Origin of the sequence: Shewanella amazonensis SB2B, assembly GCF_000015245.1 — a bacterium.
Taxonomy (GTDB): domain Bacteria; phylum Pseudomonadota; class Gammaproteobacteria; order Enterobacterales; family Shewanellaceae; genus Shewanella; species Shewanella amazonensis.
Window position 1 is genome coordinate 2615232 of the sequence record NC_008700.1, and the last position, 26782, is coordinate 2642013.

Sequence of the window (26782 nt, forward strand, 5' to 3'; positions counted from 1 at the left end):
TTTTGACAAACCACCACTTTTCTGAAAAAGTGGGATAACACTTAAGTGCAATCTTTGTACGCATACAAAATCAACAACATATGCATAAAGTTCTTGCTAATCTCATAACTCTCCTATTGCTGGTAACTTGGTATGTAGATGCACATCAAGAGCCCGTGAGTATTCTGCCTCAACCGCCATCTTTAATACACTTGAACGCAGATGCATTCAGCACTGTGCAGGGATTATCTCAGAATACTGTTACATCCGTAGTTGAAGACAAAAATGGATATATCTGGTTAGGAACACTAAACGGTCTTAATCGGTTCGATGGCTCTGAGTTTAAAAAATACTACTCTGAGGATTTTAGCAACTTGAGTAGCGCTTTTATTCATAGTTTGGAAATTTTCGATGAAAAGCTAATAATTGGTACTGACAACAGTTTATTAGCTATGGATCCAGACACAGAAAAGTTAAAATTAATTCTTGAATCAAAAGAAGCAATCACTTTTTTAAAAAAAGAAAACAATAACTTGCTTTTAGGCTCAAGTAATTCAATTAAAGTCCTTGATTCAGATTACAATATCATTTTCGAGATCAAAAGCAATAAAATAGATTTTGTTAAACAGATTGTGAAAAATGATGAGCACTACTTAATTAGAAACCATGATGGTACCATTTTAAAAACCAAGAATTCTGAAAAAGATGTCGAATACATAACTAGAGAATCAATTTCCATTGGTTTTGATGGAGTTAAATTAGTTATCGATAAACCTGATGGAATTTATGAATACACAAGAAATAATGAGTTAATAAAAATCAGCAACACTGTTTATGATAACGTGACATATATAGAATCCGGAAAAATATCACTTAAGAAGAATATAGTAACAATAACAGAAAACAAAATAGAAATCTCAGGTGAAATTGACAGTACATTTTCTTTGCTATCCCCACTTATTTTTAGAGTTAAAAATGGCATCATAATTGCCAGTATGAATAATGGATTTTTATATATACAAGATCACAAAAACATTGTAAAAACTGGCTCCGCACAGAAAAATAACAATATTTGGTTCATAGAAAATCATAATGAGAATTTGTTTGTAGCCGATGAGACAGCCAACATTAAAATATACAGTAAAGAACAACTAGAACTTGTTGGCGAAGTTGACACTAAAGCAATAGGTTTTAAGGCAATATCTATTATAAACGATGATGAATTGATTTACTGCTCTACATATGGAATATTCAAACATAACCTATCAAATAAAACTCAAATTAAAATTTCAGACCGTATAGCTTACGCGTTGGCATACAACGAAAACTCCAATAAAATTTATATTGGAACCAACGATCTAAAGCTGGTATCAATAGATTTAAACTCATTTGAAGAAATTATCTTAAACTCTAGCAATCTACCTATTTTTCAGCTTAAAATATCACCAAAAGGTGGTGACTTATACATTTCACATCAAGGCGGACTATCCGTTATTAGGAATAATGAAGCGGCGATTAAAGATATCATATCAGAGCATATTGTTTATGGTATTGAATTTTTTGATACATATATAGCCGTTGCAACTAATAGCGGAATATTAAAGCACGAAATCAGTTCTAATAAAACTGAAACATTAGTTAATATGGATAAACCCGTCTATAGTTTAGGAGCATATGATGGTTGGATCTTCGGTTCATCCATTAATAGCATAGTCGTGGCGGCACAAGAGAGAGTCTATACTTTATATTCGAGTAATGGTGCTCAAGCTGAGTATAACAATCAAAGCTTTGGAACATTTGCAAATGGCGTTATCTTAGGTGGAATTCAGGGTTTATCCATTTTCAATAAAAAAGATTTTCAAAATTTTATGATGAAGGTCCCTGAAAGGCTAAACACTAACCTTACAGGGCTTTATCTTTTTAATAAAGAGGTTAAAAATGACTCTGAAATAATGAAAAAATCTATCAACTCTTCTGAGTCAATAACCTTGAAGTATTCTGACTACCCTTTTGCCATTCAGTTTTCATCGCCACTTTATAGCAATAGTAACGTTACTCATTATTACAGGCTTAAAGGACTATCTGATGAGTGGATTGCGGCGCAAAAAACAAAAATTGCCACCTACACTAACTTATCCGCTGGTAAATATAATTTTGAGGTTTATGCAAAGGACAACTTAAGCCAATTATCAGGCCCTATTAAATCAGTATCAGTGATAGTAACGCCGCCGTGGTGGATGTCTCTCGAAGCCAAGCTAGCCTACGCCTTAATTTTCTTATTAATTACATCAGGCATAATTAAAGCGGCATTGCGTCGCCGTGAAGTCCAGCGCCAAATCGCCATCAGTGAAGAGCGCCTCAAACTGTCCCTGTGGGGTAGTGGCGATGAAATGTGGGACTGGGACATAGAAACCGGAAAAATTTATCGCTCCAATATCTGGGGTTCGCTTGAGTTTCCCAAAGATGGCCATCGCTCAGGGAAAGATGATGAGGAGAGTAATATTCATCCACAGGATCAGGAGCGGGTGCGCGAGGCATTGAATCGCCACTTTTATGGTGAAACCGATCACTTTGAAGCTGCATATCGTGTCAAAGGCAAGGATGGTCATTGGGTCTGGATTTTGGACAGAGCCAAAATTGTTGAGAGGGACGACAGTGAAAACGCCCTGCGGATGACAGGGACAATCAAGAACATCAATAATTTCAAACAGGCAGAAGAACAACTGCGACTTTTCGAACGTGCCATCGAAAATATCTCTGAAGGCATGTTTATACTCGACCATGAGTTCAGATTTGTAGAAGTCAACGAGGCGTGCTGCGACATCTGTCTGATGGACAAAGACAGTTTTATTGGCACCCAACTTCAGTTCAGTTGTTACCCGGATGCCTATTCCGAGCAGGTACGGATCATTCTTCGCCAACAGGGGCGCTGGAGCGCTGAGGTAGAATCCCGCCGCGGAGACAACTCCACATTCCTGATGGAGCTCACTGTCGATGCTATTTACGACGAACAGGGCACTCTGAGCCACTTCGTTGGCGTATTCTCCGATATATCAAGACGTAAACAGCAGGAAGAAGAACTCAGAAAACTGACCAACAACGATTTGCTGACCGGTCTACCAAATCGTTCCAACCTTCAGGTCTCTCTGAACAACCTGGTGAAAAAAGATACTCACCATACCCTGATGGTACTCGATTTAGATAACTTCAAAAAAATCAATGACTCACTTGGACATCAGGTTGGTGATGAGTTGTTGCAGCTTGTTTCCAGACGTATGTCAGCTGCATTGCCGGGCCACACCAGTCTCTATCGCCTGGGCGGCGATGAATTTGCGGTGCTTCTCGACAAAGACCCGGATATCGGCAGCGCCGCCGCAATTGCCAAAGGATTGGTGGATGCCTTTGTCGCACCGTTTGAACTTGCCGGGGAAAAACTGGTGGTAGGCGTCAGTATCGGTATTGTGCTCTATCCTGAAGATGAGCAAAACGAGCAGGCGCTGCTCAGAAAAGCCGATATAGCCATGTACCACGCCAAGTCAGCTGGTGGTAACAGATACCAATTTTATTCCGAATCACTAAATCGAAACGCACTGCGTCAGCTGGAAGTCGAAAATCTTATCCGTGATGGCCTCAGGGACGACCTCTTCGAAGTCTATTATCAGCCTAAAGTCGACTTAAGAAACTCCCGTATGGCCGGCATGGAAGCGCTGGTCCGACTGAATCATCCCACTCAGGGTTTAATCCCGCCGTCAGAGTTTATTCCGCTGGCAGAAGAGACTGGGCTCATTGTTGAAATTGGCGATCTGGTGATGCGTAAAGCCTGTTTTGCTGCCCAGCGTTGGCGTGAGCAGGGCTTGTTTGATGGGCGTGTTGCCGTCAATTTGTCGTCGCGTCAGTTTGCATTAACTGATTTGCAACAACGTATTGAGTCAATTTTACGTCTGACCAAACTGCCTGCCGCCAACCTCGAATTGGAAATTACTGAAGGCACCGTAATTAAGCAGCCTGAAAAGGCCATCAAGGTGATGCAGCAACTGGCAAAGATGGGAGTTAGCCTGGCGCTGGATGATTTCGGTACCGGTTATTCGTCATTGTCCTATCTCAAGCGCTTTCCGATCCATACTCTGAAAATCGACAAGGCCTTTGTTGATGACATAGATAAATCAGACAGGGATCTTAAGATGGTAGACTCCATCATCACCATAGCCCATAACATGGGACTGACAGTGGTAGGTGAAGGCGTAGAGGTGCCCTCGCAGCTGAATATTCTAAGAGCACTGAAATGCGAAGAGGTTCAGGGGTACATCTACAGTAAAGCGGTCCCTGAAGCTGAGTTTACCACGCTGCTGAAGCAGGATATGGGTGAATTCCTGAACCAAAAATACAATCAGCGATAGATTTATTCATCAATTTGCCAACATTGGCACAACACCTGCAGTAAGTCTCTCAGAGTCAATAATCAATCACTGAACTGAGAGACTATAAAAAATGATCAAAGGAATTCTGACTACTGTTGCCCTGATGTCTGTTGCAGCTATGGCGCTCGAAGCTGATACAAAAAACGCTGGAACTCCCAACATCAAATTCTCTAATACTCAAACTGCAGGTACTCCGAACATTAAGTTCTCTGACACCCAAACTGCAGGTACTCCGAACATTAAGTTCTCTGACACCCAAACTGCAGGTACTCCGAACATTAAGTTCTCTGACACCCAAACTGCAGGCACTCCGAACATTAAGTTCTCTGACACCCAAACTGCAGGCACTCCGAACATTAAGTTCTCTGACACCCAAACTGCAGGCACTCCGAACATTAAGTTCTCTGACACCCAAACTGCAGGCACTCCGAACATTAAGTTCTCTGACACCCAAACTGCAGGCACTCCGAACATTAAGTTCTCTGACACCCAAACTGCCTAAGCAGCGGAAACTTCAAGGGAGATTAGGTTATGTTTGATTCAATCAAGAAAGCACTGGGTCTGGCCAAGCAAGAACGCAAAAAAGTGAAACTGCCAAAAGGCATCACTGAGCTTCAGGTAGTAAATGCCAAAGGCTGGTGGAATTGAGTTTCCCCGCACCCAACACAAAGGGAGCCAGAAGGCTCCCTTTGTCGTTTTAATATCGGGTGAATCGGTTCAGCAGCGGAAATCACGGCCCGACAACAACCCAGCCTTGCGCGCATTCAAGCGTTTGTGAGTCGTAAACAGCGGATACCCTACAGGCCCCATCATTGCCCCCACAAATGCCCATCGCTTTACCGGCATTCCCTGGGAAAAAGCCAGCACGCCCAAATACCAGGCAGAACCCAGACTCACAAGCAGGATCAACAGCATCAACATAAACAACCTCTGTAACGTTACGGCGCATCCTGCAAAGTACAATTCTTCATCGCGGCCGACGAGTCTACCCCAAAGACCAATAAAAATCGAACAATTTTCAGGCAAAAGTTTGCCTCGAGGCAATAAAAAAGCGGCATGATTTTGCCGCTTTTTTGTTCAAATGGCATACTGGTTAATAAAAGGTTTTGCCCTCTGCGGCCATGGCTTTAAGCAGTGCTGCTGGTGCAAACCTGTCACCATACTTGCTCTGATAACCTTCCAGCAGTCTTACCATCTTAGCGGCGCCCAAAGTATCCATATAACGGAAAGGCCCCCCCAGGAACGGCGGGAAACCAATGCCAAAGATAGCGCCAATATCACCATCACGTGGAGATGCAATTATGCCTTCCTCCAGGCAGCGAACCGCTTCATTAAGCATCTGCACCACACAACGCTCGGCGATTTCACCGGCTTCTTTACCGGTTGCCGGTGTTAAGCCAAGCAAGCTGTAAACACTTTCGTCGACTTTTTTACCTTTTTTGGCGGCTTTACCGTACAGGTAGAAACCCTTACCGTTTTTACGACCTTTGCGATCGTCGGCCATGAGTTTGTCAAACGCAGCCGGAGCCTTGAACCGCTCACCTAACTCTTTTTCAAGAATGGGCGAAATCTTGGCGCCCACATCAATGCCCACTTCATCCAGCAAGGTCATGGGACCAACAGGGAAACCAAACTTCACCAGTGCCTTGTCCAAATGATCAACTGCCTGCCCTTCCAATAAGAGCTGAGCGGCCTCATTCATGTAGAGCGCCAAAATACGGTTCACATAAAAACCGGCACAGTCCTTAACCACAATCGGGGTTTTCCCCTGCTTACGGGCAAAGGCTACTGTGGTTGCAATGGTCTCTGGCGATGTCTTCTCATGGGCAATCACTTCTACCAGCGGCATTTTTTCCACCGGCGAGAAGTAATGCAGACCAATCACATTTTCAGGACGGCTGGCCGCCGCCGCGATTTGGGTAATAGGCAAAGACGAGGTGTTGGAGGCAAAAATGGTGTGCTCGCCACATTCTCTCTCAATATCGCGCACCATCTGATGTTTGAGATTCAGGTCTTCAAATACCGCTTCGACCACGATATCGGCATCCTTCACACCACGATATTCAGTGGTGGTGGTCATCAATGCCATCAACTTGTCACGCTCTGCGCTCGTCATATGGCGGCGCTTCACGCCCTTATCCAGCAGTTTATACGCGTAGCCAAGGGCATTGGACAGGCCCTTATCGCTGATATCCTTCACCCGCACAGGCACTTTAGCCTTGGTGGTTGTAACAGAGGCAATACCGCCGCCCATCAGACCGCCACCCAGCACCACGGCTTTGGCCACCTTGCGGGGCTTGGCATCTCCGGCACCGGTTTCTTTTTTCATTTCGGTGGTCGCAAAGAAAATAGAGCGCAGCGCCGCGGACTCAGGGGTAGCCACCAAGGCGCCAAAGTGCGCCGCTTCGACTTCCAGGCCTTTCTCCATGCCCTTGGCCATACCTTCCCGCACGCAATCAATAATTTTCAGTGGTGATGGATAGTTGCCCTGCGTCTTTTTCAGAACTTGCTTGGTGGCCTGATCGAACATGATGTTGCGACCAACAGGCGTGCCTTCCAAAAGTTTGGTCACCAGCGGTTGCTTCAATGGCTTGCGGGTCTTTTTACCGGCTAACGCCATCTCAATGGCGGTATCGAGCAGAATGGACTCGGGCACTACATCATCCACCAGCCCCATTTTGACGGCCTGCTTGGGGCGCACCTGCTTACCGGTAAGCATCAAATCGAGCGCCTTGGCAATACCAATCAAGCGCGGCAAACGCTGGGTTCCACCGCCGCCGGGCAGCAGGCCTAACTGCACTTCCGGCACGCCAAGCATGGTTTTGCTGCTGTCGCTGCACACCCGCTGATGGCATGCCAGTGCCAACTCCAAACCACCACCAAGGCAGGCACCATGAATGGCGGCCACCACCGGAATATTCAGCCCTTCCAACTCGGCAAACACGTGGTGACCCTGACGGGACAGCAATCTTGCGTCTTCTGCGGTTTCACAGGCATCCAACATGGAAATATCGGCACCGGCCACAAAGGAGTCGGCTTTGCCGGAAATCAGAACCAGGCCCTTGATGCTGCTATCCGCTTTGATTTCCTGCAATATCGCGGTGATCTCCGGAGCAAACTGCGCCTTCAGGGTGTTCATGGTTTCACCGGGCACATCCATGGTCAGCAGCGCGATGCCGTCGTCACGGCGGCTTAGGCTAAAAGTCTTTTCCATTGTCTGTTACTCCACTTCCAGGATCATTGCCGCACCCAGACCACCAGCCGCACAGGCGGTAGTCAGACCCACACCGCCGCCGCGTCGCTTAAGCTCGTTACACATCTGGGTAATCAAACGGGCGCCGGTTGCCGCAAAGGGATGGCCATAGGCCAGGGAGCCACCCAGCACGTTGAATTTGCTCATGTCGATTTCACCGATCGCACGATTTTGACCAAGCTTTTCTTCGGCAAACTTCTTGGATGCAAACATCTTCATATTGGCAAGAGCCTGAGCCGCAAAGGCTTCATGCATTTCAATCAGCGTCAGGTCTTCAAGCTGCATACCGGCACGCTTAAGCGCCATGGGCGTGGCATAGGAAGGCCCCATCAACATGTCTTCCCACACATCGATGGCGGCAAAGGCATAACTCTTGATGTAACCGATTGGGGTGTACCCCAGCGCCTTGGCACGACCTTCGCTCATCAGCAAGAGTGCTGAGGCACCGTCGGTCAAAGGTGTACTGTTGGCGGCAGTGACGCTGCCGTGCTTGCGGTCAAACACCGGACGCAGCTTGGCGTACGATGCCAGATCCGAGCTTTCGCGGATATTGTTGTCTTTTTCAATGAACTGGTTGTATGGCGGCACGTGGGCCACCATTACTTCGTTTTTCATCACGCCGGAGGCCCAGGTTTGGGCGGCAAGGGTGTGAGAGCGGTGCGCCATAGCGTCCTGATCCGCACGGCTGATACCGTGAGTCTTGGCCATCTGTTCAGCCGTCTGCCCCATGGAAAGGCCAGTGGAGTATTCGGCCACCGCAGGCGGCACTGGCAGCAGGTCTTTGATACCCAGGCGTCTAAAAATTGCCAGTTTCTGACCAAATGTTCTGGCCTTGGTCAGGTCAACCAGGGCATGGGCCAGTTTTTTGGACACTCCGATAGGCAATACAGAAGAAGAGTCAGCGCCACCGGCAATACCAATTTCAATATTGCCGGTCATGATGCTTTCGGCGATGTTGACTGTTGATTGGAAACTGGTGGCACAGGCGCGGGTAACGCTGTAAGCATCGGTAGCCACATTCATGCCGGTACCCAACACGATTTCGCGGGCAATGTTCGGCGCAGCCGGCATTTGTACTACCTGGCCATAGACCAGCTGTTCAACCAGCTTGGGATCAAGCTCGCTGCGGCTTAAGAGTTCGTTCACCACCATCTTGCCCATGTCCAGGGCTGAAACCCCATGGAATGCAGTCGCCTGCTTGGCAAAAGGGGTTCTCAGGCCCGAGACGATGGCAATACGCTCGCCTCTGGCATTGGTTACCTGTTGTCTGTCACTCATTTGTCACCCTCTTTATTCTCCGCATCCGGCCGCTGTCCGTCTGCTGCTGTTTCCTTGCTGACCTGACGACTCAACAGGTCTGACCATTAAAAGTGTGACCCGATTCTAACTTCTTGTCATCGGGTTTTAAACACTTGTTTGCATTTTTGCCACTAGCCAAGGGGTAAGGGAATTTTTTACCATAGGGGATGTCTCAAGCTTATCAATAGAATAAATCGAGTTGCATCATGCCTTTGAGCCGTTTTCAAGCCTTAAGAAAATACCTGAACACCCTGATTTTGGGTCAGCCTGTTCTCACGGAAAACCTGCTTATTGCGCTGGTAGCCAATGGTCACCTGTTGGTAGAAGGTCCACCGGGCCTGGCCAAGACCCGCGCAGTCAAAGCCTTGTGTGATGGGGTGGAGGGCGACTTTCATCGCATTCAGTTTACGCCGGATCTGCTGCCCGCTGATTTGACCGGTACCGATATCTACCGTGCCCAGACAGGCACCTTCGAATTTGAGTCCGGTCCTATCTTCCACAATCTTATCCTTGCCGATGAAATCAACCGGGCGCCCGCCAAGGTACAATCGGCTCTGCTGGAAGCCATGGCCGAAGGTCAGGTCACTGTGGGCAAGAAGAGCTATAAACTGCCCAAATTCTTTTTGGTCATGGCCACCCAAAACCCGCTGGAAAACGAAGGCACCTACCCCCTGCCCGAGGCACAACTCGACCGCTTTTTGATGCATCTGAATCTTGACTACCCCGATGCCCAAACCGAGAGGCTCATCCTTAAGTTGTCGCGAAACGAGGCCCTGCAAGGCGAGTTGCCCTCGGTCGAGCCCATAGCGCAGGCAGACATCTTTGAGGCCCGTACAGAAGCTTTGGAGCTCTATCTGGCGGAGCCGCTGGAGCAATATATCGTCGACATCATCATGGCGACCCGTGAGGGCCATAAGTACAGCGAAGAGCTGGGCAACTGGCTCGATTATGGTGTCAGCCCCAGGGCCAGTCAGGCGCTGGAACGTTGTGCCCGCGCACGTGCTTGGCTCGATGGTCGCGATTTTGTGTCACCGGAAGACATTCAGGCCGTCGCCCCCAATGTGCTGCGCCACCGTTTGCTGCTCAGTTTCCGGGCGCAGGCCGAAGGTGTCAGTGCCGATGCGGTGATTGACCATATTTTGTCACAGGTGGCTGTGCCCTGATGCGAGCCCCAAAATCAGAGCGTAAAGCCTCTGCACTGTCCCTGCCGCTCTTTGCCGATGGGGTGCATCTGGATACCCCGGAGCTTTTGGCCTGCCAGGAGCTGGCCAGGGCACTGCCGGATGTGCGCAGTCAGGCCCGCGCCAGTATGGCTGGCCACAGGGCCAGTCAAATCAAAGGCAGGGGGATGGAGTTTGCCGAAGTGCGCCAGTATCAGAAAGGCGATGATGTGCGCACTATCGACTGGCGTGTTACCGCCCGCACCGGCAAGACACACACCAAACTCTTTGTGGAAGAGCGTGAACGCCCCGTGCTGCTTCTGGTGGATTTAAGCCACAGCCTCTATTTTGGCTCCACCCTGATGCTGCAGGCAGTTCAGCTGTGTCATTTGGCCACAACCCTCGGCTGGCGGGCCATAGGCCATGGCGATCGCATCGGCGCTCTTATCGCAAGCGAACATGAGCACCTGGAACTCAAGCCCAGAAGCCGTAAATCCGGCATGTTGCAGCTCATCAGCGCGCTGACCGAAGTGCATCGTCATCAGTTAACCGCCTTTGATGCGATGCCCAGAGACCCAGAGCATTTGCTGCGGGCCTGCCAGCGTCTGGAGCGTATCGCCAAACCCGGCTCACTGATTTGGCTTTTGTCTGATGGCTCTGGCTTCAGCGAGTCCTGTGTCGGCCCACTGATGAACCTGAAACGCCACTGCGAGCTTGGCGCATTTCTGGTTACAGATCCTCTCCGTGATGGACGCCTTCCTCTGGCCGACAATCTGGCACTGCCGGTACGGGAAGCCGGCAAAGAGAAACTACTCGACCGCAGAGGCTATCAGGCATGGCTTGAGCGGCAAAAGGAGCAGACCAGGGCGTTTGAACATCTCACTCTGCGGCTGGGCATCCCCCTGAAAACCATTGATTCGGGCCAACCTCTCTCGGCTCAATTGGACATATTGCGTTAATAACATGATAAATCCTTCGGCAACTTCTGCAGGCAATCCAATGCTTGCACAAATGAAAGACATTCAGCTGCCGCCAGAGGTGTCAGCCTGGCCACCCGCACCCTGGGTATGGCCCGCCCTGGCAATTCTGCTTGGCATATTGGCACTGGGATTCTGGCGCTGGCGTAAATACAGGGCAGAGAAACAGGCATTGCTCAAACCCAGAGCCGAAGCCCTTGCTTTGCTAGCCCAGCTCTCACCCACAGAGCCGGGGTTTGCGCTCGCGCTCTCAGCGCTGCTCAAACGCGTGGCCATGCGCTATTACCCAAGGGAGCAAATCGCTTCACTAACGGGGCATGCCTGGGCCGAGTTTCTCGCCACGCAGCACCCCACACCACAAGGGTCAGATGTATTTCAGCAGATGGCTCAAGCCGCGTATCGGCAAGCCCCCCTCGCTGCTGTTGATGCCGAGGCCATGAAACAGCAGGCACAATTGTGGATAGCCTCCCTACCCCACAAGTCATCGGCAGCTGACACCATCTCCGGGGAACTCAAGGCATGTTGACCCTGGCATTCCCCTGGCTCCTTTTGCTGCTGCCATTACCGCTTTTGATAAAGCCGGTTCAGCGCCAAACTCGGGGTGGATTTCTTCATTTGCCCGGTAGCGCCGATCTGGTCGCCGATGTCAGTAAAAGCACACCCAAAGCAAGGGATATGCTCAAGTGGCTGATGTGGACAGCGCTGGTGCTTGCGGTCGCCCGCCCGCAGTGGCTTGGCGACCCCATAGAGCTGCCGAGTAAAGGGCGAGACTTGATGGTTGCGGTGGACCTTTCAGGCTCAATGCAAATCGAAGACATGGTGCTGGACAACAAAACTGTGGACAGGTTTACCCTGGTTCAGCATGTAGTGAGCGACTTTATTGAACGCAGGGTCGGCGACCGTATCGGGCTTATCCTGTTTGGCGATCACGCTTACCTGCAATCGCCCATGACACAGGACAGGCGCTCCGTCGCCCAGTATCTGCGTGAAGCCCAAATCGGCTTGGTTGGCAAGCAAACTGCTATCGGCGAGTCCATTGCGCTGGCGGTGAAGCGATTTGAAAACCTTGAAGAAAGTAACAGAGTGCTGGTACTGCTCACCGACGGCACCAACAACGCAGGCAGTATTTCACCAGACAAAGCCGCTGCCATTGCCGCCGAACGCAAGGTCACCATTTATACCATAGGCGTCGGGGCAGAGATGATGGAGCGGCGCAGCTTTTTCGGCCGCGACAGAGTCAACCCATCGATGGATCTGGATGAAGAGCAGCTTCAGCGCATTGCCAATGCCACCCAAGGCAAGTATTTCAGAGCCCGCAGCAGTGAGGATCTTGCCGCTATCTATCAGGAAATCGACAAACTCGAGCCCGTGAGCCGCGATACCCAGAGTTTCAGACCCAAGCAGGAGCTGTTTTTCTATCCCCTTGCCCTCGCCTTATTCTTGAGCCTATTGGCGGCGCTGCGGGAAGGCGGTCTGTTTGCTTCCGGGAGGAATGCGCCATGATCCACTTTATCCGGCCTGAATGGCTGCTCTTGTTTATCCCGCTGCTGCCTGTGCTGTGGTTTTTAAACCGACGCCAAAGCGTATCCTCTGCCTGGCAGGGCTATATCGCGCCCCACCTCGCCAGAGTGCTGCTAACCGAGGGCGAAGGGCGCCGTTCAGGCGTCGGTCTGTGGTGGCTCGGCGTTGCCTGGACTGTAACCACCCTCGCTCTTTCCGGTCCGGCCATCACCAAGGAGCCCATGCCAGTGTTCTCAGCCGGTGCGGCCAGGGTATTGGTTATGGATATGTCCATTTCCATGTATGCCACCGATTTGCCACCGAATCGATTAACTCAGGCCAGATTTCGCGCCATCGACCTGATAAATCAGCTCAGCGACGGTGACACGGCGCTGGTCGCCTATGCGGGGGAGGCCTTTGTCATCAGCCCACTCACCCGCGATAAGGCCACCCTACTCAATCTGCTGCCCTCACTCAGCCCCGACATCATGCCGCTGCTGGGCTCATCTCCCGCCGCCGGCATTAGCCTTGCCAGAGATCTGCTGACCCAGGGCGGACATCCCGACGGCGACATAGTGCTGATGACTGACGGCCTTGATGCCGTGGACGTGGCAGATGTGAAGCGGTCACTGAAAGGCAGCCCGTTTCGGTTAACGGTTTATGGTTTTGGTACTGCGCAGGGTGCGCCCATGAAGCTGCCCAATGGCAGTTTCGTGAGAGGCAATGACGACAATCTGGTGCTGCCCAAGCTGGACGCCGAGCTTTTAGCCGGATTGGCCCAGTCAGAGCGCGGCATTTGGCAGCCATCAACCCTGGATGGCTCTGATGTCAGTCGCCTCGTTAAGTGGTTATCGCGGGAAGGCGAAGCCACTGATACAGAGCTCACCGGCGACACCTGGCAGGATTTGGGGCCATATCTCGCCCTGTTGCTGCTGTTGCCTGCCCTGCTGAGTTTTCGCCGGGGCGTGCTGGCGTCAATGCTGTTGCCGGCGATGCTGGCACTTTCCCTGAGCAGCCAAGAAGCCGAGGCCAGTATCTGGCAAACCCCGGACCAACAGGCCATGGAGGCATTTCGGCAGAAAGACTTTACCACCGCCGCCAATGAATTCGAGCGGGAAGATTGGAAAGCTGCCGCCCATTACCGGGCCGGTGACTATGAAGCGGCGCTGAAGGGCTTTGAGCAAGATAGCAGTGCTGCGGGTCTTTATAATCAGGGCAATGCCTTGATGCAGCTGGGTCGTTACGATGAAGCGGCGAAGCGCTATCAAAAAGCACTTGAGCAACAACCGGATATGGAAGATGCCAAGCGCAATGCTGCCCTCGCCAAGGCGCTCCAGGAGATGCAAGAATCTCAGCAAGAAAAACAAGGTCAGGATGGACAGTCCTCATCTGACGACTCACAGCAGCAAAACTCTCAGTCACAGCAGCAAAACTCGCAGCAATCTGGCACAGAGCAAGGCCAGGACTCGGAGCAAGGCGCTGAAAACAACAATGGAGATCAGTCGCAAAGCAGCCCACAGTCAGGAGACGAGGGCTCGCAAAGTGCCCAGGACGGACAAAGCCCCGGCGAATCACAGCAACAACACGAAAGCCAGCAAAACGAAAGCCAGCAAAACGAAAGTCAGCAAGGCGATGCCGCGCAGGAGACAACCTCCGCTGACGACGTGGCAAACCAAGGCAGCTCTGATTCAAAAAGCGAAGACACAAATAACAGCGAGTCAGACAGCGGCAAGGGCGATGGCAATAACGACGCGCCCATGAGTGCCGATATCAACGCAGAGCAGCCAAAAGCGCCAGCTCCCAACGGTGAGTCTGCCGTGAGCAGTGGCAGCACTGAGGCCGATGAGCAAACCAGTCCAGCCGAGCAGGCTGGCAGCCAGACAGTCGCAGAGCTCGCCGAGGGCGAGTCAGAAGCGGATGCAGAGCAAGCTCAGGTGGGCGTGATAGATCCCAGCCTGAAAGAATCAGATCTGCCGCCGGAGATGCTGAGGGCGCTAAAATCCGTAAACGACGACCCCTCTGTACTGCTTCGCAATAAGATGCAATTGGAATATCAACTTCGCCGCGCCCGCGGTGAACACAGACAGGAAAAAGAAAAGTGGTAAGGAATCTGATACTGGGACTCACCCTGTTTTTTTTCACCCTCCCGGGCTGGGCACTGAACCGGATAGAGGCCACCGTGGATAAAAATCCGGTGGGCCGGGACGAGAGCCTGGTTCTTACTGTGATTGCCGATGATGAAGTAGAAGCCAATCGTCTCGACACCTCGGCGCTGCTGCGTAACTTTTTAGTGGGCCGCACCAGCGTCAGCCGCTCCACCCGTATCATCAACTTCAACAGTGAAAAAGAAACCCGCTGGCAAGTACTGCTGACACCGCGAACCACGGGCACCCTCACTATCCCGGCATTTACCATTGACGGCGTATCCTCAGCCCCCATTACGGTGGAAGTCTCTGAGCAGGACAAGGTTAACCGTGATGCCCAGTACCTCTATGTTGAGGGCGAGCTGCTCACCCCCAGCGTGCATGTGGGCCAGTTGGCATTGTACAAAGTCAAACTCTTTCTGGGCCTGGACCTGCAGCGGGGCGAACTGTCAGCGCCAAAAATGGCAGGCGCTCAAATTAAGCAGCTCGGTGAAGACAAAGATGGCAGCGACATTGTCGATGGCCGCCGATTTCGGGTGATCGAAAGGATGTACGGCATTATCCCCGATAAAGCAGGCACCCTCACCCTGCAGGCACCGGTGTTTGAAGGGGATGTACTGGTGCCCGCCCCCCGTAACGGCGGTATGTTCAACTTTAACGAAAGCCGTCCCATGCGTACCGCAGGCAAAGACGCCGCTATCGAGGTGCTCGATAAACCAGAGGGATGGCAAGGACATTGGCTCGTAGCCAATCTGGTGGCACTGAAAGATGAGTTTCCTTCTGATATTGAGGAGTTTACCGTGGGTACCCCCATTACCCGCAGCATCACCCTGCTCGCATCCAATGCCGATGAAACCAGCCTGCCAAGCCTCAATCTGCCGCTGCCAGCAGAGCTTAAGTCCTATCCGGAAAAGCCCGAGACCAAAAGCTTTTTACGGGAAGGCCAGTTGGTGGCGCAGCTGAGACTAACCCAAGCCATAGTGCCCACCGAAGTGGGAACCTTTGAACTTCCCGCCATCGAAGTTCCCTGGTGGAATCCCCATTTGAAGCGGCGTGAAATCGCCACGATTCCAAGCCGAACCATCAGAGTTACGGGGCCAGCGCCCGCTGCACCTTTGCCCGCGGCTACCGAGGCAGCAGCACCTGCAGCCACATACTGGCCCTGGCTGACAGCCTTTTTGGCGCTGGGCTGGCTTGCCACGGCGCTGGGCTGGACGATGAGCGCAAAACGTACATCGCAGCAGCCAGTGGCATCTATTGAGCCGCAATCTCAGGATGCGACTGAACTCAGGCAACAGCTCGCCAGGGCGTGTCAGGGGTCAGATGGCAGTGCCATGTTAAGTGCGGCCGCCGACTACCTGTCGGCCCGTTACGGGACTAACATTACCCTCGATAAAGCCAGCGCATTGTCCGAACCACTCGGGAAGGCGCTTGGCCAGATACAACGCGCCCGCTTTGGTCAGCACAACGCAGGCAATGAGGTACCTGACGGCGGCGCTCTGATGGTGGCCATAGAAACTTTGGAGAGAGAAAACCGTCCCAACTCAACGGCCTCGCTCGGCAGTCTCAATCCCTGAATGCTGACAGCGTTTAAGGGATAGGCATTGGCTCGTCGTACCGACGTTTAAAAGTCATCTGTCCTGTGACCCAAGACATCGCTTTGGGTCACAGGCTGAAACTACCCAACACCAAGATGCCCTCGTCAACCGGGAGCTGGACACAGGCACTACAGGGATAAAAATGTTTGCATCGCTGCGAAAGAAATTCGCAACCGGGTCGGTCTCCTCTGACATGCTGACAAAACAACGACGTTACGACAGCCTGGTCAGGGCGCTTCATGCCGATGTTTACCGCTTTGCCTATTGGCTGTGCGGCGATAAACACATCGCGGAAGACATCACCCAGGAAACCTTTTTACGAGCATGGAAGTCTTTGGATTCCCTCAAGGATGACAAGGCTGCCAAGGCTTGGCTCATCACTATTTTGCGGCGGGAAAACGCCCGCCGCTTCGAGCGTAAACAGTTCGACTACAGCGACATAGAGCAGGATTCATTGGAGGATGTGTTAAGCCATACCACGGAAGATGAAACCGAGCACTATTGGCTCAGAAGACAGATAGCCAAGCTGGAACCTGAATATCGCGAACCCCTGGTACTCCAGGTCATTGGCGGCTTCAGCGGTGATGAGATTGCCGAACTGCTTGAGCTTAACCGCAACACCGTCATGACCCGGCTCTTTCGGGCCCGTAACCAGCTAAAAGACGCACTTGAACAACCAGAAAGCCGAGGTCAATCCAATGGATGAACTTGAGTTTCGCCGCCGAGCCTATGGCGAACCGCAAAGCCAGGATCCTGAGTTTTTACAGGCTCAAAAGGAGGCCAGTGGCCGCGATGCATTTGTTAACGATCTTAAGGCGCTGGACAGAAAAATCGCCAAAGCACTCAAGGTGGATGTCCCTGAAGATTTGGCCGACAAGCTACTGCTGCGCCAACAGTTGACCGTTCATCACAAACAGCGGCGCCGTACCACTTTTTTAGTGGCCATGGCGGCTTCCGTGGCTTTTGTTTTTGGTTTGAGCTTCAGTCTGCTTCGACTGGGGCCTGTGGACTTGGGTGAACATGCCCTCAGCCACGTGTATCACGAATACAAAGCCTTGCAGAGTGAAAGGGATATAGACCTTGCCGATATTAACGCCAGTCTGGTGAGTGTGCCCGGCCTGGAGTCTGCCCATTTCAGCAGCGCGCCCGGCCGGGTGGTGTTCAAGGCCTACTGTGATTTTCAGGGAGTGCGCAGTTTGCATCTGGTGCTGGAAGGCGACGCCGGTAAGGTCACCCTCTTTATCGTGCCGGTGGAAGAGCGGATGCAACTGCCCACCCAATTTGCCGACAACCGCTATCAGGGTATTGGCGTCAAAACTGAGGATGCCTATCTGCTGCTGGTTGGCGAAGAAAAATCCGCGCTCGAACACCTCGAACAAAACCTGCTGCAAAGCTTTATTTAAGTGACCAACACAGACGGCCAATCGGCCGTCTGCTTATTTTTATGCGACACAACTTCGCGCCACGCTGGCCTGTCATTTACCAATTCGACTCTCTTCATTAAGCATTCAGGCTCAGTGCTATGGCACTGCCTTTGAGCACAGCCATTTAGCCCATCAGCACTGCACTGGTCAGATATGCATCACAACTCCTGCGGCAATTGGGATCCGACCCAAACTTCTGATAGCATGCGTTGGCGAAAGTATTCCAATAAAAAACCTATGGTTGACACAGCATGAGCATAGATACACCTATTTTAGTCACCTTTGTGGGCTATTTAGCCCTGATGATGGGGATAGGATTCTGGGCCTACAAGGCCACAGACTCCGTTGATGATTACATTCTTGGTGGCCGCAAAATGGGCCCGGGCGTAACCGCTCTGAGTGTGGGCGCCTCTGATATGTCCGGCTGGTTGTTGCTGGGTTTGCCCGGTGCTGTTTACCTTGGTGGTCTCGGTGAAGCCTGGATTGGTATTGGCCTGGTGATTGGCGCCTGGTTGAACTGGCTCTTTGTGGCAAAGCGCCTGCGTATATACACCCAGCTTGCCGATAACGCCCTGACTCTTCCAGACTTTTTCGAAAAACGCTTCCACGATAAAGCGGGTCTGCTGCGCTTTGTCTCTGCCCTGACCATACTGGTATTTTTTACCTTTTATGCCTCCTCGGGCATGGTGGGCGGCGCCATTCTGTTCGAAAAGGTATTTGGTCTGGATTACACCGCCGCCCTGGTGATAGGTTCTGCTATCATCGTCGGCTACACCTTTGTGGGTGGATTTTTCGCCGTAAGCTGGACCGATTTTTTCCAGGGCTGTTTGATGCTGATTGCCCTGCTGATTGTTCCCATGGCCATTTTTACCAACAGCGAGAGCCACGCCAGCATTGACACCCTCTCACCGGAAATGCTGTCCCTGATTGGCGAAGGCACCACACTCATGGGCGTCGCCTCCCTGATGGCTTGGGGCCTGGGGTATTTTGGCCAGCCCCACATTTTGTCACGCTTTATGGCCATTGAGCGCCCGGAGCATTTGCCGGTGTCACGCCGCATTGCCATGAGCTGGATGATAGTGTCCCTAATGGGGGCATTGGCCACTGGCCTTGCCGGCAGCCTCTATTTTGCCAAAGAACCGCTCGCCAATGCCGAGACCGTCTTTATTCATCTGGCTCAGGTGGCGTTCAATCCCTGGATTGCGGGCCTGCTCATTGCCGCCATTCTGTCGGCTATTATGAGCACCATCGACTCCCAACTGCTGGTGTGTTCCAGCGTGGTGACCGAAGACTTCTATCGCAAGCTGCGCCCCAAGGCCGATGACAATGAACTAATGCGTGTCGGTCGTATCGGAGTGCTGGCCATCGCTATCATCGCCGGCGTCGTGGCATTGGATCCCCAAAGCAGTGTGCTCGGGCTGGTGAGCTATGCCTGGGCCGGATTTGGTGCAGCCTTCGGCCCTGTGGTGCTCTTGTCGCTGTTTTGGCGTGGCTACAGCAAAACAGGAGCTCTGGCGACTATCATCACAGGTGCAGTAACGGTAGTGGTATGGAAACAGCTCAGTGGCGGCTTCTTTGATCTGTACGAAATACTGCCCGGCTTTATTCTGGCCACACTGGCCGGGGTGCTCATCAGCTTGGTCGCACCAGCAAATGACAGTGTCCGGGCCGAGTTTGACAGCTTCCAAAGCAAACTCTGATAGCCCGTTTCAATCCACACATCCAAAAAAGCGTACACATGTACGCTTTTTTATTGGGTGAAGTGTAAGTTTTTGTATCTCAGCGCCTTGAACCGCTCACAGCTTTCTCAAACAAAGGGCTCGGCGGCACACCCCAAACTGGCCCGGCCAGACGGGGGTTTATAGGCTTGCCTTAAACATAGGATTGACTGGCAAAAATTCAAATTAACTGATTAATAACAATTTTTACCTAGAGTTAATACTCTGGTCGGACTTGTTGAGGTACACGCATACTCCTATGATGCCTTCCTTCATAGCCGGATGGCATCGGGGTTTCACCGGCGATAATGACAACAAGAGAAGAGACGATGAAGTACTTCAACAAGACACTGCTTGCAGCCGCCATTGGTTTGGCAAGCACCCAAACCCTGGCTGCCGGTTTTCAACTCAACAGTCACTCTGCCACCGGTGTTGGCCGCGCCATTTCCGGTGATGCCGTTATTGCCGACAACGCCTCCGTGTTGTCCCGTAACCCAGCTGCCATGGCGCTGTTTGACAACACAGCCCTGTCTCTGGGCGTGACCTATGCCGACATCGATGTGAGTGTAAAAGATGTCTGTAAAGCCGGTACCCCTATTTGTTTCGGTAGCGACACCGATGCTGCGGAAGATAAAATCATCCCCAATTTCTATTACATCAACCCCATTAACGATAAATGGGCCTTTGGTGTAGCCGCCTTCTCCAACTTCGGCACAGGTACCGATCCTGGCGCTCTGGCCAACAATGCAGTCACTCTGCCTGGCCTTGGTACCATTCCTGCGCCAGTTGACCTGCTGGGTAACACAGAAGTTATCACCATGAACCTGAATGCCAGCCTGTCATATCGTGTAAACGAACAGCTGAGCCTGGGCGCCGGTGTGGATGTGATTTACGGCCAGGGCACCCTGACCCGTAAAGGCAACCTGCCTTTTGGCCCGAACGGTGAAATGGTGCCGGTAAGTCTGGTGAACGTGGATGCCGACGGTTGGGCACTGGGCGGGATCCTGGGCGCGGTGTATGAATTTAATGCAGACCACCGTTTAGGGGTGAGCTACAGATTCAGCCCCGAGTTTAAAGCCAGCGGCGATGTGCAGACGTTGGTGCCACAGGCTCAGGCGTATGCCAACTTTGATGAGATTGTTATTCCGCTGCCGGACATTTTCCAGGTGGCCGGTTTCCACCAGCTGACCGAAAAGTTTGCCCTGCACTATACGGCGCAACTGACTTCCTGGGGCGATTTCAAAGAGATCACCCTCGAAAATGGCACTCTGGGCCAGACCAGCATTCCGTCTTCTCAGCTCAAGCACTATGCCTGGGATGACTCTTGGCTGTTCAGCATCGGTGGTACTTATCAGCTGTCTGATGCCTGGACACTGCGTGCTGGCTACATGCACGATCAGGGTGTAGTGGATGAGATCAGCTCGATTTCTATCCCTGATTCAGATCGCAACTGGTACACCCTTGGCGCAAGCTATGCACTGTCTGCCAATGCCACCCTGGATCTGGGGGTAGCACTGGTACGCGGTGAAGACACCCAGGTGCTGGAGCAAAGCGCCATTATCGGTGACGTGATTGCCCACACCCGCTCCAACGCCGTGTACTATTCACTGCAGTACAACTACAAGTACTGACAGGCAAAAGTCAGGACTGTAAAAAGCACTGAAAAGGCCGCGATTATCGCGGCCTTTTTGTAACTGTCGTCTGCCTCACCTACCCTTAAAGCTGTATTTCAGCCAATGAAAGGGGAACAGGTTTATGGCAAAGGTGATTGGCTTGGGCGGTGTCTTCTTCAAGAGTGCAGATCCCGAAGCACTGGCAAACTGGTACAAGACTCACTTGGGTATGCCGGTGGAGCATTGGGGAGGCTGTGCCTTCAGGGCACTGGACTTGCCTAAAGGCAGTTACAGTGTCTGGAGTCCGTTTGCGGCTGGCAGCGACTATTTTCACCCCTCCCGCCATCCCTTTATGTTTAATTTGGTTGTGGACGACCTAGAGGCAGTGCTGGCCCAGGCTGCAGCTGGTGGGGCCGAGGTGCTGCCCGGTCGGGAGGACACTGAATTTGGTCGTTTTGGTTGGTTTATCGATCCCGATGGCAATAAGGTGGAACTCTGGCAAATGAGTGTCAATTCGTAACTCAGTCACACTCTTGATGCAAAGCCTTGGCAATTTGCGTATTCTGGAGCGAAAACGCCGTTGAAACAGGAACTTTCATGGACAAGCCTCTTACTCCCGCCGCCCTGGTGCTGGGCGCTTTCCTGGCTGGCGGTCTGGGATTTATCGGACACAGCATTACTGAAGCCGCCACCAATTTAAAAGCCCTTGACCGCACGGTCAGCGTCAAGGGGCTGGCCGAGCAGGAGGTGATGGCCAACGTAGCCATCTGGCCAGTACGTTTTGCCGAAGTCGACAACGATTTGGCAAGCCTCTACAACACAGTGCAGCAAAAAACCGACAAGGTGGTGGCCTTTTTAAAAGCCCAGGGGTTCAGCGACGATGAAATCACCCTGACAACACCTGCTATCGAAGACAGAAGCACCCAGGGCTACTCCGACCCCAACCTCAAATATCGCTACGCAGCCAGAGTCACTGTCTCGCTCTATACCCATCAGGTCGATAAATTGCTACAAGCCCGAAAACACATCGGCGTGCTCGCCCGTGATGGCATCGCCATTGGCGGCAACGAATACGAATCCCGCAGCGAGTTCTTATTCACTGAGCTCAACCGCATCAAACCGGCCATGGTGCAACAGGCCACCGAAAACGCCCGGGAAGTAGCCGAGAAATTTGCCAGGGACTCAAGCTCAAGCCTTGGCAAAATCAAAACCGCCAGCCAGGGGCAATTTATCATCACTGACAGGGACAGTAATTCGCCCCATATTAAAAACGTGCGAATTGTCAGTACGGTTACCTATTATTTAACTGACTGATTTTGATTGAAAGGAGCCATTAGGCTCCTTTTTTATGTGTGTGAGTCACATTCCATAATTTTTTTCTAATGAAATGATTGCCGCCGTGGCAACTTTTCATTAGAATTTTCTCATAGATTAAGCGGGAGCCTTTTTATGACGACTTTCAAACAGCTCTTGGGACTGTCTCTGTTGGCCCTTGGCCTGAGTGCCCATGCTGGCCAAACCCTGATAGTAGAACACACAGAAGAAGACAGATATTTAACCCTGGACGCCCTGATTGAGCCAGTTCAGGCCGCTACAGTCTCGGCGCAAACGTCGGGCCGGATCCTGAAAATCCATTTTGACGTCAACGACACTGTGCCTGCCGGTGCTGCCCTGCTGGAAATCACCAGCAAGGAGCAGGGCGCTGCATTGGCAGCCGCAGAGGCCGACTACGCCCGCGCCCTGGCGGTGAACACTGAAGCACAGGCCACGTTGAGGCGCTATCAGGATCTTTTCCCCAAGGGCGCAATTTCCCGTGGCACCTTTGATGAGGCCATTGCCCGCGCCAAGAGCAGCGAACAGGCCGTGACTGCCGCCAATGCCGCCATAGTGCGCGCCCGCGAATCCTTAAGCTACACCACTGTGTATGCCCCATTTGGCGGCGTGCTCACCGAGCGCCATGTGGAACAGGGCGAAACCGTTAACCCAGGCCAGCCACTGCTGTCCGGCTTCAGCGCCGATAAAATGCGGGCCGTGATGCAAGTGCCCGGTCGTTATCTCGCCGCCTTGAAGGCCGCCGGTGCCGTGAGTGTGGAACTGGCGGATGGCCGCAGCATCGACAGCAATCAACTGACTATTTTCAGCTTTGCCTCCCCCCAAAGTCACAGCTTCCAGGTACGTATCCAACTGCCAGACAATGCCGATGTGCAACCGGGCAGCTGGGCCAAGGCCAGTTTTGTACAGGGTAAACGCCGCATGCTGCTGGTGCCCCAACGCGCCATTGTTTCCCGTGGTGAACTCACCGGTGTTTATATGATGCAGGGCGATAAAGCCGTGTTGACCCAGGTGCGACTTGGCAAACAACAGGGTGACCGGGTACAGGTGCTCTCAGGCCTCAATGACGGTGACGTTATTGCCGCTGATGCCTATGCCGTAATTGCCCAGTGAGGAATACAGGATGACGAGCGAAAACCTCCAACAGCTAGGGATTTCAGGCCGCATCGCCCGCGCGTTTCAGGCCAGTGCCATCACACCGCTGCTGGCGCTGTTGGCACTGCTTCTGGGGATGTTTGCCGTGATGGTGACCCCAAAGGAAGAAGAGCCACAGATTGATGTGACCTTCGCGGATGTGTTTATCCCCTTCCCCGGCGCTACACCTGCGGAAGTGGAGCATTTGGTTACCCTGCCAGCAGAGCAGGTTATTTCTGAAATCAAAGGGATAGATACCCTTTACTCCTTCTCACAACCCGATGGCGCGCTCATCATTGCCATCTTCGAAGTGGGTGTAAAACGCAACGATGCCATAGTCGCGCTTTATAACCAGATTTATTCGAATATGGACAAGCTCCCACGTGGCGCCGGTGTGGGAGAGCCTCTGATTAAGCCCCGAGGTATCGATGATGTGCCTATCGTCAGTCTGACCCTGTGGTCAGAGGCGCAGGACATCACCCCCGAACAACTGACTCATGTTGCCCGTGGACTGGAGACAGAACTTAAGCGCATTCCCGGCACCCGAGAGATCTACACCCTCGGACAGCATGAGTTGGTTCTCAATGTGCGTATCGACCCGGCCGCCCTGTCGGCCTACGGTCTGAGCTACAGCGACATCAACCGCGCCCTCTCCGGTAACAACCAAATTTCCATGCCGGTACCACTGATCCAGGACAATCAGGAGATCAAGGTACAAACAGGCCAGTTCTTAAGACGTCTGGAGGATGTTCAGGAGTTGGTGGTGGCGGTGCGTCAGGGCGCCGATGGCTACAGCGAACCGGTTTACCTCGCGGATCTGGCCGAAGTCACCCTGAAAAGCGACCTGCCACGGGCTCAGGTTCAGCACGTCACCAAAGATGGCAGCTATCCAGCAGTCACCCTTGCCATCGGCAAGCAGACCGGCATGAACGCGGTGGACATTGCCGACGCCGTGATTGAGCGTATGGGAGCGCTGGAAAACACCCTGCTGCCTGCCAATGTACACGCCACTGTGTCGCGCAACTACGGCGATACCGCGGCCGACAAGTCCAATACCCTTATTTTCAAACTGATATTTGCTACCACAGCGGTGGTGATCCTGGTGCTCTTTACCATGGGGATGCGTGAAGCCCTGGTGGTGGGCATTGCAATTATCATCACACTGGCACTGACCTTGTTTGCCAGCTGGGCCTGGGGCTTTACCCTCAACCGGGTGTCGTTGTTCGCACTCATTTTCTCCATCGGGATCCTCGTGGACGATGCCATTGTGGTGGTGGAGAACATTCACAGGCACATGAGTATGGGTAAACGCTCGCTGCGTGAACTCATTCCCGTTGCCGTTGACGAAGTGGGTGGCCCGACTATCCTCGCCACCTTCACCGTGATAGCTGCCCTGCTCCCCATGGCCTTCGTATCCGGACTCATGGGCCCTTATATGAGCCCCATTCCCATCAATGCCAGTATGGGCATGCTGATTTCGCTGGCAGTTGCCTTTATCCTTACGCCCTGGCTCAGCGGCAAGCTGTTAAAAGCCCATCCCCATGAAGGCACCAACCAAGAGAATGAATCGCCCCATGGCGGCGAAGACCCGCGCATGGTGCGGATTTTTACCCGTCTGATTGGCCCCTTCCTCAATGGCAAAGCCGGTCGTAAGGCGCGTCTTGGCCTCGGCCTGGCCATCATTGGCCTGATTATGGTGGCCGTTGCCCTGCCGGTCATGCAGGCGGTGGTGCTCAAGATGTTGCCCTTTGACAACAAGTCAGAATTCCAGGTGATGGTGGATATGCCGGAAGGCACCACCTTTGAAGAAACCCACAAGGTACTGCAAGCTCTGGCAGACGAACTGGCCACGGTCGAAGAAGTGCAGCATATGCAACTCTATGCTGGCACAGCTGCCCCCATGAATTTCAACGGCCTGGTTCGCCATTACTTTTTGCGCTCAAGCCCCGAGCTTGGCGATATTCAGGTCAATCTCAGCGATAAAAAGCACAGAAGCAGAGACAGCCACAGTATCGCGCTGGCGGTACGGGGCCCATTGCAGGAGATTGGCCGTCATTTCGGCGCCAACGTCAAGGTGGTGGAAGTCCCACCCGGACCGCCTGTATGGTCGCCTATCGTTGCCGAAGTCTATGGCCCCAACGAAGCCATGCGTCAGGACGCGGCACGTAACGTCCTTGGGGTATTCAATACCACTCAGGACGTGGTGGATATGGATATTTTCCTCCCCAGCGGACAACATAAATGGCAGGTACTGATTGACCGCAGTAAGGCCGCACTGCTTGGGGTTTCCTATGCTGAGATAGTTGACCTTGTTGCCACCTCAGTGGGCGGAAGAGATGTGAGTGTGCTGCACCTGGAGAATCAGGCCCGTCCCGTTCCCATTCGTCTGCAACTCGAGGAAAGCAGTAAGCTGGATCTGGATGCCATCATGGGCATGACACTGCCGGGTAGTCGTGGACTGGTCGCCATTTCCGAGCTGGTGACTATACGTAAAGGCGTGATAGATGCGCCCATCATCCATAAAAACCTTATCCCCATGGTGATGGTAGTGGCCGATATGGCAGGGCCGCTGGACAGCCCGCTGTACGGCATGTTTGAAATGGCCTCGACCATTTCAGACAGTGAAGAGATGGGCTACGCCCAGCATTATGTCAATCAGCCCTCAGGCCTGACCGATGTGGCCGTACTCTGGGATGGTGAGTGGAAAATCACCTATGAAACCTTCCGCGATATGGGGATAGCCTATGCGGTAGGCATGATTGCCATTTACCTCTTGGTAGTGGCCCAGTTCAGATCCTATCTGGTGCCGCTGATTATTATGGCGCCTATTCCGCTGACGGTGATTGGGGTAATGCCCGGGCACGCACTCTTTGGCGCCCAGTTCACGGCCACCTCCATGATAGGCATGATTGCCCTGGCCGGGATTATTGTCCGCAACTCGATTCTGCTGGTGGACTTTATCAATCAGGAAGTCGAGCGCGGAGTGCCCTTTGCCCAGGCCGTGATCCACTCGGGCGCCGTCAGGGCCAAGCCCATTATGCTCACGGCGCTGGCTGCCATGATTGGCGCCCTCTTCATACTGGACGATCCCATCTTCAATGGCTTAGCTATCAGCCTGATTTTCGGGATATTTATTTCAACCTTGCTGACCTTGGTCGTGATCCCCGTGCTGTACTACAGTTTTATGAGACACGGCCATGAAACCGAATAACATGCCCTACATCAGGAGAAAC

At 52.4% G+C, this 26782-nt stretch carries 19 protein-coding genes; 16 read left to right on the forward strand and 3 right to left on the reverse strand.

Annotated features, from left to right (window positions below; all coding sequences use genetic code 11):
- The first annotated feature begins 80 nt into the window (after nucleotides 1–80).
- Entirely contained in the window at nucleotides 81–4376 is a 4296-nt protein-coding gene (locus SAMA_RS11305) for an EAL domain-containing protein (RefSeq protein ID WP_011760277.1), read from the forward strand.
- 91 nt (nucleotides 4377–4467) lie between these two features.
- A complete protein-coding gene (locus tag SAMA_RS11310; protein ID WP_011760278.1) occupies nucleotides 4468–4899 on the forward strand; it encodes a hypothetical protein in 432 nt (143 codons plus the stop codon).
- A 215-nt stretch (nucleotides 4900–5114) separates the two neighbouring features.
- Here SAMA_RS11310 and SAMA_RS11315 read toward each other — a convergent pair whose 3' ends face one another.
- From SAMA_RS11315 to fadI, 3 genes are all read right to left on the reverse strand, one after another.
- Nucleotides 5115–5318: a hypothetical protein gene (locus SAMA_RS11315; RefSeq protein WP_332249005.1), complete on the reverse strand. Its 204-nt coding sequence runs from the start codon at nucleotides 5316–5318 to the stop codon at nucleotides 5115–5117.
- A 172-nt stretch (nucleotides 5319–5490) separates the two neighbouring features.
- Nucleotides 5491–7611, reverse strand: a complete 2121-nt coding sequence (gene fadJ / locus SAMA_RS11320) for a fatty acid oxidation complex subunit alpha FadJ (protein WP_011760280.1) — start codon at nucleotides 7609–7611, stop codon at nucleotides 5491–5493.
- A 6-nt stretch (nucleotides 7612–7617) separates the two neighbouring features.
- Entirely contained in the window at nucleotides 7618–8928 is a 1311-nt protein-coding gene (gene fadI, locus SAMA_RS11325) for an acetyl-CoA C-acyltransferase FadI (RefSeq protein WP_011760281.1), read from the reverse strand.
- A 227-nt stretch (nucleotides 8929–9155) separates the two neighbouring features.
- Here fadI and SAMA_RS11330 point away from each other — a divergent pair, with 227 nt between their 5' ends.
- The 14 genes from SAMA_RS11330 (at nucleotide 9156) to SAMA_RS11395 (ending at nucleotide 26760) form a co-directional block, all read left to right on the forward strand.
- Nucleotides 9156–10112, forward strand: a complete 957-nt coding sequence (locus tag SAMA_RS11330) for an AAA family ATPase (RefSeq protein WP_011760282.1) — start codon at nucleotides 9156–9158, stop codon at nucleotides 10110–10112.
- Entirely contained in the window at nucleotides 10112–11068 is a 957-nt protein-coding gene (locus SAMA_RS11335; RefSeq protein ID WP_011760283.1) for a DUF58 domain-containing protein, read from the forward strand. The genes SAMA_RS11330 and SAMA_RS11335 overlap by 1 nt, the downstream gene beginning before the upstream one ends.
- Nucleotides 11069–11108: 40 nt before the next feature.
- Nucleotides 11109–11612 (forward strand): DUF4381 domain-containing protein, encoded by a 504-nt coding sequence (locus SAMA_RS19165; protein ID WP_049757900.1) that lies wholly within the window; start codon nucleotides 11109–11111, stop codon nucleotides 11610–11612.
- On the forward strand, nucleotides 11606–12589 hold the full coding sequence (locus SAMA_RS11345; RefSeq protein ID WP_011760285.1) for a vWA domain-containing protein: 984 nt from the start codon (nucleotides 11606–11608) through the stop codon (nucleotides 12587–12589). The genes SAMA_RS19165 and SAMA_RS11345 overlap by 7 nt, the downstream gene beginning before the upstream one ends.
- Complete coding sequence (locus SAMA_RS11350; protein WP_011760286.1) at nucleotides 12586–14691, forward strand: vWA domain-containing protein; 2106 nt, start codon at nucleotides 12586–12588, stop codon at nucleotides 14689–14691. Before SAMA_RS11345 ends, SAMA_RS11350 begins: the two co-directional genes overlap by 4 nt.
- On the forward strand, nucleotides 14685–16307 hold the full coding sequence (locus SAMA_RS11355; RefSeq protein ID WP_011760287.1) for a BatD family protein: 1623 nt from the start codon (nucleotides 14685–14687) through the stop codon (nucleotides 16305–16307). The genes SAMA_RS11350 and SAMA_RS11355 overlap by 7 nt, the downstream gene beginning before the upstream one ends.
- A 163-nt stretch (nucleotides 16308–16470) precedes the next feature.
- A complete protein-coding gene (locus SAMA_RS11360; protein WP_011760288.1) occupies nucleotides 16471–17034 on the forward strand; it encodes a sigma-70 family RNA polymerase sigma factor in 564 nt (187 codons plus the stop codon).
- Nucleotides 17027–17731, forward strand: a complete 705-nt coding sequence (locus tag SAMA_RS11365) for a DUF3379 domain-containing protein (protein WP_011760289.1) — start codon at nucleotides 17027–17029, stop codon at nucleotides 17729–17731. Before SAMA_RS11360 ends, SAMA_RS11365 begins: the two co-directional genes overlap by 8 nt.
- A gap of 272 nt (nucleotides 17732–18003) precedes the next feature.
- Nucleotides 18004–19452, forward strand: a complete 1449-nt coding sequence (gene putP, locus SAMA_RS11370; protein WP_011760290.1) for a sodium/proline symporter PutP — start codon at nucleotides 18004–18006, stop codon at nucleotides 19450–19452.
- A 347-nt stretch (nucleotides 19453–19799) separates the two neighbouring features.
- The gene (locus SAMA_RS11375) at nucleotides 19800–21101 is read left to right on the forward strand and encodes an OmpP1/FadL family transporter (RefSeq protein WP_041409835.1); all 1302 of its coding nucleotides are present in this window, start codon (nucleotides 19800–19802) and stop codon (nucleotides 21099–21101) included.
- 124 nt (nucleotides 21102–21225) lie between these two features.
- Complete coding sequence (locus SAMA_RS11380) at nucleotides 21226–21603, forward strand: VOC family protein (protein ID WP_011760292.1); 378 nt, start codon at nucleotides 21226–21228, stop codon at nucleotides 21601–21603.
- 77 nt (nucleotides 21604–21680) lie between these two features.
- Nucleotides 21681–22397 carry an SIMPL domain-containing protein gene (locus SAMA_RS11385; RefSeq protein ID WP_011760293.1) on the forward strand — a complete coding sequence of 239 codons (717 nt, stop codon included), beginning with the start codon at nucleotides 21681–21683 and terminating at the stop codon, nucleotides 22395–22397.
- A gap of 135 nt (nucleotides 22398–22532) precedes the next feature.
- Nucleotides 22533–23528: an efflux RND transporter periplasmic adaptor subunit gene (locus tag SAMA_RS11390; RefSeq protein WP_011760294.1), complete on the forward strand. Its 996-nt coding sequence runs from the start codon at nucleotides 22533–22535 to the stop codon at nucleotides 23526–23528.
- A gap of 10 nt (nucleotides 23529–23538) precedes the next feature.
- Complete coding sequence (locus tag SAMA_RS11395) at nucleotides 23539–26760, forward strand: efflux RND transporter permease subunit (protein WP_011760295.1); 3222 nt, start codon at nucleotides 23539–23541, stop codon at nucleotides 26758–26760.
- Nucleotides 26761–26782 lie beyond the last annotated feature (22 nt).

What these genes read in the sequence shown, in the direction of transcription:
- SAMA_RS11305 (WP_011760277.1), top strand. Translation starts at nt 81, where the DNA reads ATGCATAAAGTTCTTGCTAATCTCATAACTCTCCTATTGCTGGTAACT.
- SAMA_RS11310 (WP_011760278.1), top strand. Translation starts at nt 4,468, where the DNA reads ATGATCAAAGGAATTCTGACTACTGTTGCCCTGATGTCTGTTGCAGCT.
- SAMA_RS11315 (WP_332249005.1), bottom strand. Translation starts at nt 5,318, where the DNA reads ATGTTGATGCTGTTGATCCTGCTTGTGAGTCTGGGTTCTGCCTGGTAT.
- fadJ (WP_011760280.1), bottom strand. Translation starts at nt 7,611, where the DNA reads ATGGAAAAGACTTTTAGCCTAAGCCGCCGTGACGACGGCATCGCGCTG.
- fadI (WP_011760281.1), bottom strand. Translation starts at nt 8,928, where the DNA reads ATGAGTGACAGACAACAGGTAACCAATGCCAGAGGCGAGCGTATTGCC.
- SAMA_RS11330 (WP_011760282.1), top strand. Translation starts at nt 9,156, where the DNA reads ATGCCTTTGAGCCGTTTTCAAGCCTTAAGAAAATACCTGAACACCCTG.
- SAMA_RS11335 (WP_011760283.1), top strand. Translation starts at nt 10,112, where the DNA reads ATGCGAGCCCCAAAATCAGAGCGTAAAGCCTCTGCACTGTCCCTGCCG.
- SAMA_RS19165 (WP_049757900.1), top strand. Translation starts at nt 11,109, where the DNA reads ATGCTTGCACAAATGAAAGACATTCAGCTGCCGCCAGAGGTGTCAGCC.
- SAMA_RS11345 (WP_011760285.1), top strand. Translation starts at nt 11,606, where the DNA reads ATGTTGACCCTGGCATTCCCCTGGCTCCTTTTGCTGCTGCCATTACCG.
- SAMA_RS11350 (WP_011760286.1), top strand. Translation starts at nt 12,586, where the DNA reads ATGATCCACTTTATCCGGCCTGAATGGCTGCTCTTGTTTATCCCGCTG.
- SAMA_RS11360 (WP_011760288.1), top strand. Translation starts at nt 16,471, where the DNA reads ATGTTTGCATCGCTGCGAAAGAAATTCGCAACCGGGTCGGTCTCCTCT.
- SAMA_RS11365 (WP_011760289.1), top strand. Translation starts at nt 17,027, where the DNA reads ATGGATGAACTTGAGTTTCGCCGCCGAGCCTATGGCGAACCGCAAAGC.
- putP (WP_011760290.1), top strand. Translation starts at nt 18,004, where the DNA reads ATGAGCATAGATACACCTATTTTAGTCACCTTTGTGGGCTATTTAGCC.
- SAMA_RS11375 (WP_041409835.1), top strand. Translation starts at nt 19,800, where the DNA reads ATGAAGTACTTCAACAAGACACTGCTTGCAGCCGCCATTGGTTTGGCA.
- SAMA_RS11380 (WP_011760292.1), top strand. Translation starts at nt 21,226, where the DNA reads ATGGCAAAGGTGATTGGCTTGGGCGGTGTCTTCTTCAAGAGTGCAGAT.
- SAMA_RS11385 (WP_011760293.1), top strand. Translation starts at nt 21,681, where the DNA reads ATGGACAAGCCTCTTACTCCCGCCGCCCTGGTGCTGGGCGCTTTCCTG.
- SAMA_RS11390 (WP_011760294.1), top strand. Translation starts at nt 22,533, where the DNA reads ATGACGACTTTCAAACAGCTCTTGGGACTGTCTCTGTTGGCCCTTGGC.
- SAMA_RS11395 (WP_011760295.1), top strand. Translation starts at nt 23,539, where the DNA reads ATGACGAGCGAAAACCTCCAACAGCTAGGGATTTCAGGCCGCATCGCC.